This window comes from Nostoc sp. (assembly GCF_054880495.1).
Map to the genome: position 1 here is coordinate 14967 of NZ_JBTYKD010000093.1, position 12163 is coordinate 27129.

The following is a 12163-nucleotide window of genomic DNA, read 5'->3' on the forward strand; positions in this document are numbered from 1 at the left end:
GGTAATGGCGATCGCCACCATTAATCCCGCCACTGGGGAAATTTTTAAAACCTTTGAGGCACTTAACGATGCCGAAATTACCGCTAAACTCGATTTGGCTAATCAGGCTTTTGAACAGTACCGTCAGACTAGTTTTTTGACGCGATCGCACTGGCTACAAAAGGCTGCTGATATTTTAGAGCAAGACAAAGCAGAATTTGCTAAGTTGATGACTCTGGAAATGGGTAAGCCTTTGAAAGCTGCGATCGCTGAAGTCGAAAAATGCGCCGTCGTTTGTCGCTATTATGCCGAACACGCCCCTGCTTTCCTAGCTGATGTTCCTGTAAAAACCGATGCTAGCCATAGTTTTGTTCGCTACCAACCAATGGGTGCAATTCTCGCGGTGATGCCGTGGAATTTTCCCTTCTGGCAAGTGTTCCGGTTTGCCGCACCAGCACTAATGGCGGGAAATGTCGGCTTACTCAAACACGCTTCCAATGTGCCTCAGTGCGCTTTGGCAATTGAAGATATTATCCGACGCGCCGGTTTTCCTGAAGGTGCTTTTCAAACTCTATTAATCGGCGCTGCTAAAGTTGCTGATTTAATCGCTGATGACCGGGTAAAAGCTGCCACCTTGACCGGAAGTGAACCCGCCGGCGCATCCCTCGCCGCCGCCGCCGGTAAACAAATTAAAAAAACCGTTTTGGAATTGGGAGGAAGTGACCCATTTATTGTGTTAGCAAGTGCTGACTTAGAGACAGCAGTTGTCACAGCTACTACAGCGCGGATGTTGAATAACGGGCAATCATGTATTGCAGCCAAACGTTTTATTATCGCAGATGTGATCGCAGACAAATTTGAAAAATTGCTTTTAGAAAAATTCGAGGCGCTGAAAGTAGGCGATCCCATGCAACCAGATACCGATTTAGGACCACTGGCAACTCCTGGTATTCTTCAGCATTTAGATCAACAAGTGCAAAATGCCATCAGCAGTGGTGGTAAAGTCCTGACCGGTGGACATCCTTTATCAGATCGTCCAGGGAACTTTTATCCACCTACGATTATCATAGATATCCCCACCGATACACCAATTGCCAAAGAAGAATTTTTTGGACCGGTAGCCTTGTTATTCCGGGTTCCAGATATCGATGCTGCCATTAAACTCGCTAATGACTCACCCTTTGGCTTAGGTGCAAGTGCTTGGACAACCAACGACCAAGAGAGCGATCGCTTGATTGAGGAAATCGAAGCCGGCGCCGTGTTTATCAACAGTATGGTCAAATCTGATCCCCAGTTGCCCTTTGGTGGCATCAAGCGTTCTGGATATGGCAGAGAATTGAGTATCGAAGGTATACATGAGTTTGTCAACATTAAAACCGTGTGGGTTAAATGATTATGGGTAGGGTATGGGGCATGGGGCATGGGGCATGGGGCATGGGAAATAGGGAATAAGGCATAGGTAATGGAGAAGAAACTTAATTACCAATGCCCAATACTTCTCTACGAGAGGCTGCGCCAACGACTTCGCTACTTCGACCCTTCCTTCGACAGGCTCAGGGCAGGCAAGCTCAGTACAAGTCAGTACAAGTGCCCCATGTCCAATGCCCACTCCCCAATATTGTCAATAGTTAGGAAATAAAATGAATACAGCAGAATTATTGGTGCAATGCCTAGAAAATGAAGGAGTGCAATATATTTTTGGACTCCCTGGCGAAGAAAACTTGCACGTTTTGGAAGCGATCAAACATTCTTCGATTAAATTTATTACGACTCGTCATGAACAGGGCGCAGCATTCATGGCCGATGTCTACGGACGCCTAACAGGAAAAGCCGGAGTCTGTCTTTCTACTCTTGGGCCTGGAGCAACCAACTTGATGACTGGGGTAGCAGATGCTAACCTCGATGGTGCGCCCTTAGTGGCGATTACCGGTCAAGTGGGAACAGATAGAATGCATATTGAATCCCATCAATATTTAGATTTGGTGGCAATGTTTGCACCTGTTACCAAGTGGAATAAGCAGATTGTGCGACCGAGTATTACACCAGAAGTAGTGCGGAAAGCATTTAAGCGATCGCAATCGGAAAAACCTGGTGCAGTTCACATCGATTTACCAGAAAATATTGCTGCCATGCCTGTTGAAGGCAAACCTTTGCGTAAAGATAATAGCGAAAAAACCTATGCATCTTTTGCGAGCATTCGGGCAGCCGCCGCCGCAATTTGCCAAGCAGTTAACCCATTAATCTTAGTAGGAAATGGGGCAATTCGCGCTCATGCAAGTGATGCAGTCACACAATTTGCCACCTTGCTAAATATCCCTGTTGCCAATACATTCATGGGTAAAGGTGTGATTCCCTATACACATCAATTAGCTTTGTGGTCAGTGGGATTACAGCAAAGAGATTTTATTAATTGTGGGTTTGATAACACAGATTTAGTAATTGCGATCGGCTATGATTTGATTGAGTTTTCCCCGAAGAAATGGAATCGTAATGGTGAAATTCCCATTGTGCATATTGGGGTAAGTCCGGCGGAGATAGATAGTAGTTATATTCCTAATGCCGAAGTCGTGGGAGATATTTCAGATTCCCTTTATGAAATTTTAAAATTAGCAGATAGACAAGGTAAACCTGATCCCTTTGCCATCAGCTTAAGAGCAGAAATTCGCGCTGATTACGAACAATACGCCCATGATGACGGATTTCCGATCAAGCCGCAAAAGTTAATTTATGACTTACGGCAAGTGATGGGACCAGATGATATCGTCATCTCTGATGTTGGCGCACATAAAATGTGGATGGCCCGTCATTATCATTGCCATAGCCCCAATACTTGCATAATTTCCAACGGCTTCGCGGCCATGGGTATTGCCATTCCTGGCGCTTTAGCAGCAAAACTCGTTCATCCTAACCGCAAAGTCGTTGCTGTAACAGGCGATGGCGGCTTTATGATGAATTCTCAGGAATTAGAAACCGCCTTGCGTGTCGGTACAGCCTTTGTCACCATAATTTTCAATGATGGTGGCTATGGGTTAATTGAGTGGAAGCAAGAAAATCAATTTGGCAAAGGAAATTCATCTTTTGTGCATTTTAGCAATCCTGATTTTGTTAAATTCGCCGAAAGCATGGGTTTAAAAGGCTACCGAGTTGAATCGGCTCTAGATTTGATTCCCACACTTAAAGAAGCCCTCGCTCAAGATGTGCCTGCGGTGATAGATTGTCCCGTAGATTATCGAGAGAATCACCGCTTTAGTCAAAAAGCCGGCGAGTTGAGTTGTGGGGTGTAAAAAGTAGAGACGCGATTAATCGCGTCTGTTAGGAGTAGAGACGCGATTAATCGGGTCTGTACAAGAGTTTGGAGTTAGGAGTTATTTATTCCTAACTCCTTTTTAATTTCTAGTCCTTTAGTGTTTTGGTAGGGTGCGTTACAATAGGATTCGGTTAAAAAAATTGTAGGTTGGGTTAAGCAAAGCGCAACCCAACAAAGCCCAGGAAATGTTGGGTTTAGTTCCTCAACCCAACCTACACAGCTTTGCGTCCTTGGTGTCCTTCTCTGCGAGACGCTGCGCGAAGGCGGTTCGTAAAAAAAACTACGAAGCTCAAAGGCTTATTCACGAGTATGAAAGACTCATTCACGAAGCTCAGAGGTTCATCGACAATAAATTAGAAGTTATTGATTCTAACTCATCACTAATTTTTGTTTGAGTCGATGGGGGATATTATTCCCCGCACCTCTCAGTTAAATCTGGGCGTGCGACTTTCATCGCACCCAGCTTCCGATGTTCTCAGCTTGCGCTTTTGCTCATGTGTTTGTAATCGTGGCAACTATCGTGAATTGCTTCCAGATTATTTTTCTTCCAGTTGGCGTGATTTCTGTCGATGTGATGCAGGTGAACCCGCTCCTCATCGATGAACTTTAAGCCGCAGGATGCACATCTATGGTTTTGCTTTTTAAGGGCTTTAGAGGTTTCACCATCGTAGAGCTTGCTGTTACGTTCGCTCCAGTAGGCTGTATCTCCGTCATAGGGGGATTTTATTCCTTGAACCATGACGTGTTTGTTTTCGGAGTAGGAAACTCTTGGGAATGCCTTTTTAGCTAACTCTTTGCTAGTGTGTCGTGTTTGCTTGGTTTCCTTGTTGAATACCTTGTAGACTCTCGTTTGGACGTGGTACAGGGAGTTCCTGGAACCGTCCATCTTGCAGAACTTATGGTAATTTCTCCAACCTCTAACTACCGGGGCTAATTTCTCAGCCTTTGTGGTAGCACCATAATTCGAGTTGTTGACGATGTTTTTTACTTTCTTACGGAACGCTTTGAAGTTGTCCACTGAGGGACTACATCTGAACTTCCCATTGCTCTGCACTTTGAAGTGCCAGCCGAGGAAATCAAACCCATCTGTCGCGGCGGTAACTTTGGTTTTCTTTTGGCTTACATTCATTCCGCGCTTGCGGAGGAACTCGCTGATTCTTTCAAGTATCTCTGTTGCATCATCTTCGGGTCGGAGTATAATAACCATGTCGTCCGCGTATCGGACTGATGGTTCTATGATTGACTTATTTGGGGTCTTGTCGTGTACCTTGCTACCTAGTTTGTAGTTGTAGTGGTATCTGTGTATACTCTCAATCCCGTTGAGTGCAATATTTGCTAGTAATGGGCTGACCACTCCCCCTTGTGGGGTTCCTTGTTCAGGAAATTCTGGATTTACCCCTGCCTTGAGGCATCGGAAGATACCTAGTTTTAAGCCTTTGGGGGCGATGAGTTCGTCCATTATTGCTGAGTGGTTAATCCTATCGAAACATTTTTCGATATCGAGTTCAATTACTCGTTTTTCTATTCCGTTACCTTGGGAGCATAGATTTTGAAAGATGTACTTCTGTGCATCGTGGGCAGAGCGCCCAGTTCTGAACCCGTAACTCCTGGCGTGGAAAGTGGCTTCGTGTGCTGATTCAAGTGCATATTTTGCGAGGCATTGCCAAGCTCTATCCGCGATGGTTGGTATTTTTAGCATTCTGGTTGTCCCGTCCTTTTTAGGGATGGGGATTTCCCGTAAGCCCTGATGCTTCCAATTTCCGTTGTTCATTCTCAGTAGTTCTTCAAGGTTGAAACGTTCTTCAAATGAGAGGGATTTCTTACCATCAATACCCGCCGTCTTTTTACCAGCATTTAGCTGAGATACTTGTCTTATTGCAAGAAATCGAGCCGAGGTGGATTTTAGAATAAGCTTTTGGAGTGACCGGGCTTTCCGCTTGTCTCCAACTTGAACAGCTTTAAATACACGCTTTTGAAGGCGGAAAAGATTTCGGCGGAATTTCTTCCACGGTAGGGCTTTCCAAGATTCACTAGTATGTCTAGTGTGTCTAATCATTTTCTCTTCTGTAGTTTGTATTTTCTGAACACCTCAGACCAATTAGGGTCTGTCCTACCCGAATTGTGAGGATTCCTCCGCTCGTCTGGGCTACTTGGGGTTCGACTGCCCCTAGACCGACAACTCGTTTTTATTCGTTCCCTCGGAGAGATTGATCGTTCCCTTAGATGTAGCCAATTCGACTGCTGGATTCCCTAGACTCTTGCCGATATTAAGCGCATGTTCGGCGGGAATTAGCTCCAGTGAGGTCAGGGATTTTGTGTTGCGCCCTGCCTTGAAATTAAGTCGCTTTTCTAGGCTCTGTTTCATCGTAGGAACTCCCTGTTAGCGCCAGTGTCAACCCGCATCGGTCGTCTGATTGCGCCCTGTTAAGAGCTTCACTCTACAAGAACCGAGCTTGTTCGGTTTGGGCAGATAAGGAGTCAATTCTGAGTCTGAATGGCAAGGCTTACACTTGCATCTGACCGAGAGTTCAGCCTTTAATGACAGTAATCTGCTGTCGGGCTGGCTTAGTTATGTACGGACTGATTACCGTGATTCACTAAGCAACGAATCGCACACTCTGAATTTATAGTCTTCTGGTCTAAATTTCTGCTTTCATGCTTTTGGGCAATATCTGACTTAATAATAAGTCCCTTAGTATTGAGCGCTATTTCAACTCGGTATTGACCATTCACCATATTAATAGCAGACTACACCGCATATCTGGGAACATTGACTGAGATAGAAGCGCGAGAATTGATAGCGAGTTCGCCCATTGCTTTCACTGATGAAGATGTAGAGTGGATTTTGACACAAAGTTGCTGCTGGCTACTGTTGTTACAAATTCTGTGTAGAGAAAGATTATTTAACTTAGAAGAAGGGGAGAATGATGATAATTGGCATGAGGAAGGATTAAGACAAATGAAATCATTTACTCATTTATTAGATTCAGAACTAACGGAGTAACTATGAAAGCACACCGAATTGAAACAAAGTTAACTAAAAACGGAACCTTGATTCTTGAGGATTTACCGTTTCAAGCAGGCGAAGCAGTAGAAATCATTGTTTTAGAACGTTTTCCCCAACCTTCAGAATCTAATCCTTATCCTTTACGGGGAACGGTTATTCACTATGATGATCCATTTGAGCCTCCTGTACCTATAGAGGATTGGGAAGTACTGCAATGATAATCTTAGATACCCATATTTGGATTTGGTGGGTAGATAATAATCAAGGACTAAACCAGAAATATCGAGATTGCATTGAAGAATATCAATCTCAAGGACTAGGAGTCAGCATTATTTCTTGTTGGGAAGTTGCCAAGCTGGTTGAGAATCGCAAACTTGCTTTTTCAATTTCAGTTGACGAGTGGTTAGCAGCAGCTTTAGCTTATCCAGGAGTGCAGCTACTCGAACTGACAATTCCAATTATCGTTGAATCAACCAAACTCACAGGTTTTCACAGAGATCCATTTGACCAAGTTATTGTAGCCACTGCCAGAATTTACAGCTGCCCGTTACTAACTGTTGATGCCAAAATTCTGGCATATTCTGGGGTGCAAACTCTCAAAAAGTAAAAGAAAAGTTGGCGTTGCTGAATTAACCTATGAATTGTTCTTTAATACCTTTGCGCTTTTACGTGAAGCTCTTTAATATCCTGATTCAGCAAAGTCGAGTATTAAATAGGAGTGCGCGATGTGCGACTTATTCTTGAAACCCCGCTTCCATTCCTCTGCCCGTTGGCGTCAGCCTGCCGTTAGCCAAGCGGGGAGAGGCTTGAAGTCTTGCTCCCCAACGCTAGTAGGGAAGGGGCTGTTCTTGTTAGGTTTAAGAGAAAGTTGCACACCGCGTTAGGAGTGCAAAGACTCATTCACGAGTATCAAAGACGTAAGGGCTACAATGATTTTGATAAAAGTTAGTAAAGTGGTGCGTTAGCCTTTGGCGTAATGCACCCTACCAAAACTACTGCTAAAAATAGAAGTTAGAATACACATACATTAGGCTTAAGTGGGTCTTTACTGCTTATGCTGGTGTAATTGCTCTACTATATAGTCTTCTAGTTCTTGTTTTTCTCTGTTACTAGCATTTCGTTGATAAGTTCTTCCAGTTTCTTGAATAAACTTGCGTTTCTCGCTTGGAGAAGATTTGAGTTTACCTCCAGTTCCTTGCAGCTTTTGCTGTAATTCTTCCCAAGTCTTTTCACCCACACTTTCACCTAGTTTGACCAGTGCCTTTGGTAGTAATATTTTTGCCTCTCTTTGAAAATCTTCTTCTGTCTCAAGGGAAGCTAAATCTATATTGCTGAAGTCGATATCGATTTGAAACTTACTCATGAAATTATATTTGTTCTATTAACGATTATTACCACAACAGGAGTTTACGGCTGATTGCTTCCCAACCTAATTATGATCAGGTGATGAGTATTAAAGCCAAAATGTATCAAATTATAAGTCTGCAATTCACCAAAATTATCAAAATAATAATTCTTTGGTTGTACATTTTGGCTCAAATTATGCTTACATCTGAGATAATAATCGATATCATCGATTTTTCAATAATGATTTAAGACTGCGAGATCAGAAATAATATACATATAGTTAATGCGACCTTAACCAGGTAAGCAATATTAGAAATGTTATCTTAAAAGTAAGGTCATTTGCTCAAGTGTTGAGGATAATACTATGACTACAACGCTCAAAGAGTCTAATTCTATCGAGTCATTGCTAGGCAAAGAGGCTGAAGACCTGCTTACCTACAAAGCAAAAGTTTCTCATGATTTAATACATTTGCCGGGGCCAGACTTTGTAGATCGAATCTGGCTCAACAGCGATCGCAATCCCCAAGTATTACGAAATCTCCAGCTACTTTACTCTACTGGTCGTCTGGCGAATACTGGTTATTTGTCTATCTTACCAGTAGACCAAGGGATTGAACACTCGGCAGGTGCGTCTTTTGCGCCCAATCCGATTTACTTTGATCCAGAAAATCTTGTCAAGCTAGCGATCGCCGCAGGTTGCAATGCTGTTGCAACCACTTTGGGAACATTAGGTATCGTATCACGGAAATATGCCCACAAAATTCCCTTTATTACCAAAATCAATCACAACGAATTGCTGACTTTCCCGAATCAATTTGATCAGGTATTGTTTGCTGATGTGGAACAAGCTTGGAATTTAGGTGCGGCGGCGGTAGGTGCGACAATTTACTTTGGTTCAGAGCAGTCTACCAGACAAATTAAAGAAATCAGCAAAGCTTTTAAACACGCCCATGAACTTGGTTTGGTAACTATTCTCTGGTGCTATCTGCGGAACAGTGCCTTTAAACAAGATAAAGATTACCACCTTGCGGCTGACCTCACCGGACAGGCGAATCATTTGGGTGTAACGATTGAAGCTGATATCATTAAACAAAAGTTACCCGAAAATAACAATGGTTACGGTGCAGTTGCCAAAGCCACTGGTAAGAGTTACGGCAAAACTGATGAGCGCGTTTACACAGAATTAACAACTGATCACCCAATTGATTTAACTCGTTACCAAGTACTGAATTGCTACTCTGGGCGTGTGGGGCTGATTAATTCTGGTGGCGCGACTGGTAAAAATGACTTCGCCGAAGCAGTTCGCACGGCTGTAATTAACAAACGGGCTGGTGGTTCAGGATTAATTTCTGGGCGAAAGACGTTTCAACGCCCGTTTGAGGAAGGTGTGAAGCTATTTCACGCCATTCAAGATGTTTATTTGTCGCCGGATGTGACGATCGCTTAGGGAGTGGGGAGTGGGGAGTAGAGACGCGATTAATCGCATCTGTACAAGAGTTAGGAGTTATAAGAATTCTTTCCCCAATGCCCCATGCCCAATACTTCGACTTCGCTCAGTACAAGTGCCCCATGCCCCATGCCCAATGCCCACAACTTTTTCGCGATCGCTTCAAAATCTCCGCGCTACAAATACCAGCTTCACCGTTTTTGGAATAATAAAAGAAGACTTCTTGCAAAAATCTTCCCGAGCCAGAACAAAAAGGTGCTATACCATCAGCACTAATTTGATTATTAGCATTTACAAATGAATTTTTCAAATCTGTAATTGTGGTACGCAAGGGTTTATTCGGACGATTATAAGCTGCGGGAATAGCGATCGCATCTTTTAACTTTTCACTCAATCCCAAGTATTCCGCAGGAGTTTTACCCGAACAAGTACCATGTTTTTCCCATTCATGATCGTCTAGAATTATTCTGAAAGCAAGCTAGGAGAAGTCAGTACAAAAACATCCCAACTTCCTTTAGCATCAGTTAGTGGTTTTATGGGATTGGCGAAGTGTAAAAATTCATGGTCATTTATCAATAAGAGTTCCCCCGGATTTAGAACTTTGCTAAACACAGGTTTTTCTTTTTTGGCAGTATACAAATGTGTTTCTCCACCTTGAATATTATCTCTATCTACTGAGAAGATGCCAATAAAATCAGTACCATCTTGATGGATACCTTCAGGTGCTGGATTACCTGAATTGTCTGGCGAACAAATAATTCTAATTTGATGAACTCCGATTTCAGCTTCTGGATGAAGTTTAGAAGAATCACTAAATGCCAAAACAAGATTTCTGAAAATATCAAGTTCTATGAGTGCATCATCTAATTCTGCAAACTCTCTTTTTATGTCACCCGCAAATGGATTATATTCCTTACTTTGGAAGAAGTAGCCATGAGGTAATTTGATTAACTCATTTCCAGAGACTGTGAACCGAGATAATCTTCTCGAACGATAGTTGCCTTTGACATAAGGGTCAATAGGCATATTATTAAAAAATGGCTTGAAACCTTCTAAATTGATCGAATTTACCTTTCTTAAAGTAAACAGAAAAGCATATTCTAATTCCGTTGCTGTTCCCACTTTTTGCATAGGATTTACCTCCTTGCACATTGAAATTCTCCCAGATTTTTTTATGGGAGGCTTATAACACCTAGTATATGCTACTTTTTATTAAGATATTGTCAATTTAATTACAAAAAGTGACACTTTATGATGTAAAAAATCACTCAAATTCTGTCACAAGGCGAAGTAATACTCATAGGTGTATGAGTAGGTGCTGAAAAGATTTGCTGATGGGGGTTCGATGCGGAAGAAATCGACGTATATTTACTAACAACAACAAGGTTTCATAATGATTGATTGGCTTTACCGTTACCCACCTTTATATCCAGGTATTCTGCTAAAACGCTACAAGCGGTTTTTTGCTGACGTTCAACTTACTTCTGGCGAAATAGTGACAGCACACTGTCCAAATACAGGGCCAATGACTGGAGTATCGACTCCCGAAAGTGCTGTACAGCTTTCCAAAAGCGATAATCTTAACCGCAAATTGGCTTACACTTTAGAACTAATTCAAGTACATGACAATGAGCCAACTTGGGTAGGTATAAATACTTTTTTACCGAATCTGGTGATAAAACTGGCTTTGGCGAAACATCTTTTCCCAGAATTAGGCGACTATAGCCAAATCAAGGGCGAGGTGGTTTATGGACTTGATAAAAAAAGTCGAGTAGATTTTTTCTTGACGGGAAGTGATGAAGAACGCCCGATTTATTTAGAAGTGAAAAATACAACTTTCTGTGAGGGGAGATTAGCCTTATTTCCTGACACGGAGACTACAAGAGGACAAAAGCACTTGCGAGAATTAATGGCGCTGCTACCTCTAACTCGTGCGGTGATGCTTTACTTTATTAATCGCAGTGATTGTACTGAGTTTTCCCCTGGCGATCGCACAGATCCTATATATGGTAAATTATTACGGGATGCGATCGCTCTTGGTTTAGAAGTCTTACCTTGTCGTTTTGACATTTCCCCCGAAGGTATCCGTTATTTAGATTTGGCAAAACTAAAAATTTAATTACATCTAAATTAAACAACAAATCCATCTAGATCCTGTCTAGATGGATTTGTTGGTAGATGTGTTTACTAAAAAGCATCCAACCAGTGATGGAGAAACGACTATAGGTAGTCGCCGCCCCACAAATAGCATTCGCTTTTCTGAAGCTTGCTTATGCAGGAATCAAAACTGTGTCAATAACGTGGATGACACCGTTATCAGCAGCAACATCTGCTGTTGCAACTTTTGCATCATTTATCTTGACACCATTAGAAGCATCAATTTTGACATCTGATCCTTCAACTGTTGTAGCTGTCTTCAGTTTAGCTACATCAGCAGCCAGTACTTTACCTGAAACGACATGATAGGTCAAGATTTTCTTGAGCTTAGGAATATCTTTCAGTAATGCGTCTACTGTACCTGCTGGAAGCTTTTTAAACGCTTCATCAGTGGGTGCGAACACGGTGAATGGACCAGGGCCTTTGAGTGTATCTACCAAACCAGCCGCTTGGATTGCTGCAACTAGTGTTGTGAAAGAACCATTATTAGTGGCAGTGTCAATTATGTTGGCCATGTGTTTTACCTAGTTCTGTGTAACCTGTTACAAATCTAAACTATTTTTTCGATAAAATCTATCTATCGTTAGGTGTATGTCAAATCAAATTTTCTATTGATAACATAAAAGTTTATATATATTTTTATCCGAATAAAGAATAATATCTGGATTATTTTGGGCGGATGAGTTATGAGTATTCCTGGATGCGTCCTTTTTCTACACAAAGGTAGGGGCGATCGCTGTTCACTACCATCAACACAGCCCTGCTTTTACCAAAAAAGTTAGTTAAACCGCGTCTATCTTGAAACCTGTAGTTCTTCAGTAATGAAAAGGATTTGCCCTCATCCCCCAACCCCTTCTCCCAAATTTGGGAGAAGGGGAGCCAGAATTTCAAAGTCCCTCTCCCATATCTGGGAGAGGGA

15 protein-coding genes are annotated in these 12163 nt (G+C 42.4%); 8 read left to right on the plus strand and 7 right to left on the minus strand.

All coding sequences use genetic code 11. The annotated features are described in order from the left end of the window. Positions 1–4 precede the first annotated feature (4 nt). From ACYTXL_RS10305 to ACYTXL_RS10315, 3 genes are all read left to right on the plus strand, one after another. Positions 5–1372 carry an NAD-dependent succinate-semialdehyde dehydrogenase gene (locus ACYTXL_RS10305; protein WP_461924643.1) on the plus strand — a complete coding sequence of 456 codons (1368 nt, stop codon included), beginning with the start codon at positions 5–7 and terminating at the stop codon, positions 1370–1372. Positions 1373–1464: 92 nt separating this feature from the next. After that, positions 1465–1611, plus strand: coding sequence for a hypothetical protein (locus ACYTXL_RS10310; protein WP_461924644.1), 147 nt, complete (start codon positions 1465–1467; stop codon positions 1609–1611). An 8-nt stretch (positions 1612–1619) separates the two neighbouring features. Next, positions 1620–3263, plus strand: coding sequence for an acetolactate synthase large subunit (locus ACYTXL_RS10315; protein ID WP_461924645.1), 1644 nt, complete (start codon positions 1620–1622; stop codon positions 3261–3263). A gap of 498 nt (positions 3264–3761) precedes the next feature. Here the strand turns inward: ACYTXL_RS10315 and ACYTXL_RS10320 are convergent, their stop codons facing one another. Together ACYTXL_RS10320 and ACYTXL_RS10325 are read right to left on the minus strand one after the other, a co-directional pair. Next, positions 3762–5342, minus strand: coding sequence for a group II intron reverse transcriptase/maturase (locus ACYTXL_RS10320; RefSeq protein ID WP_461924646.1), 1581 nt, complete (start codon positions 5340–5342; stop codon positions 3762–3764). 111 nt (positions 5343–5453) lie between these two features. Beyond that, a complete protein-coding gene (locus ACYTXL_RS10325; RefSeq protein ID WP_461924647.1) occupies positions 5454–5651 on the minus strand; it encodes a hypothetical protein in 198 nt (65 codons plus the stop codon). A gap of 405 nt (positions 5652–6056) precedes the next feature. Between ACYTXL_RS10325 and ACYTXL_RS10330 the strand changes: the two genes are divergently transcribed. Genes ACYTXL_RS10330 through ACYTXL_RS10340 form a run of 3 tightly spaced genes read left to right on the plus strand, consistent with a single transcriptional unit; the run spans position 6057 to position 6900 of the window. Beyond that, complete coding sequence (locus ACYTXL_RS10330) at positions 6057–6290, plus strand: hypothetical protein (RefSeq protein ID WP_461924648.1); 234 nt, start codon at positions 6057–6059, stop codon at positions 6288–6290. A 2-nt stretch (positions 6291–6292) separates the two neighbouring features. After that, positions 6293–6511: a hypothetical protein gene (locus tag ACYTXL_RS10335; protein WP_334720124.1), complete on the plus strand. Its 219-nt coding sequence runs from the start codon at positions 6293–6295 to the stop codon at positions 6509–6511. Beyond that, on the plus strand, positions 6508–6900 hold the full coding sequence (locus ACYTXL_RS10340) for a type II toxin-antitoxin system VapC family toxin (RefSeq protein WP_461924649.1): 393 nt from the start codon (positions 6508–6510) through the stop codon (positions 6898–6900). The genes ACYTXL_RS10335 and ACYTXL_RS10340 overlap by 4 nt, the downstream gene beginning before the upstream one ends. Before the next feature lie 438 nt (positions 6901–7338). Here the strand turns inward: ACYTXL_RS10340 and ACYTXL_RS10345 are convergent, their stop codons facing one another. After that, positions 7339–7656 (minus strand): hypothetical protein, encoded by a 318-nt coding sequence (locus ACYTXL_RS10345; RefSeq protein ID WP_461924650.1) that lies wholly within the window; start codon positions 7654–7656, stop codon positions 7339–7341. 348 nt (positions 7657–8004) lie between these two features. Between ACYTXL_RS10345 and ACYTXL_RS10350 the strand changes: the two genes are divergently transcribed. Beyond that, entirely contained in the window at positions 8005–9087 is a 1083-nt protein-coding gene (locus ACYTXL_RS10350; RefSeq protein ID WP_461924651.1) for a class I fructose-bisphosphate aldolase, read from the plus strand. Positions 9088–9193: 106 nt separating this feature from the next. Here the strand turns inward: ACYTXL_RS10350 and ACYTXL_RS10355 are convergent, their stop codons facing one another. Together ACYTXL_RS10355 and ACYTXL_RS10360 are read right to left on the minus strand one after the other, a co-directional pair. Then, a complete protein-coding gene (locus ACYTXL_RS10355; RefSeq protein WP_461924652.1) occupies positions 9194–9481 on the minus strand; it encodes a hypothetical protein in 288 nt (95 codons plus the stop codon). 68 nt (positions 9482–9549) lie between these two features. Continuing rightward, positions 9550–10218 (minus strand): 2OG-Fe dioxygenase family protein, encoded by a 669-nt coding sequence (locus ACYTXL_RS10360; protein WP_461924653.1) that lies wholly within the window; start codon positions 10216–10218, stop codon positions 9550–9552. Positions 10219–10480: 262 nt separating this feature from the next. Here ACYTXL_RS10360 and sfsA point away from each other — a divergent pair, with 262 nt between their 5' ends. Beyond that, positions 10481–11206, plus strand: coding sequence for a DNA/RNA nuclease SfsA (gene sfsA / locus ACYTXL_RS10365; RefSeq protein ID WP_461924654.1), 726 nt, complete (start codon positions 10481–10483; stop codon positions 11204–11206). Between the two features lie 151 nt (positions 11207–11357). On the opposite strand, the gene ACYTXL_RS10370 is transcribed toward sfsA, so the two are convergent. Continuing rightward, entirely contained in the window at positions 11358–11759 is a 402-nt protein-coding gene (locus ACYTXL_RS10370; RefSeq protein ID WP_461924655.1) for a fasciclin domain-containing protein, read from the minus strand. Between the two features lie 169 nt (positions 11760–11928). Then, positions 11929–12163: hypothetical protein (locus ACYTXL_RS10375; RefSeq protein ID WP_461924656.1), on the minus strand; the 235-nt coding region annotated here is incomplete at its 5' end.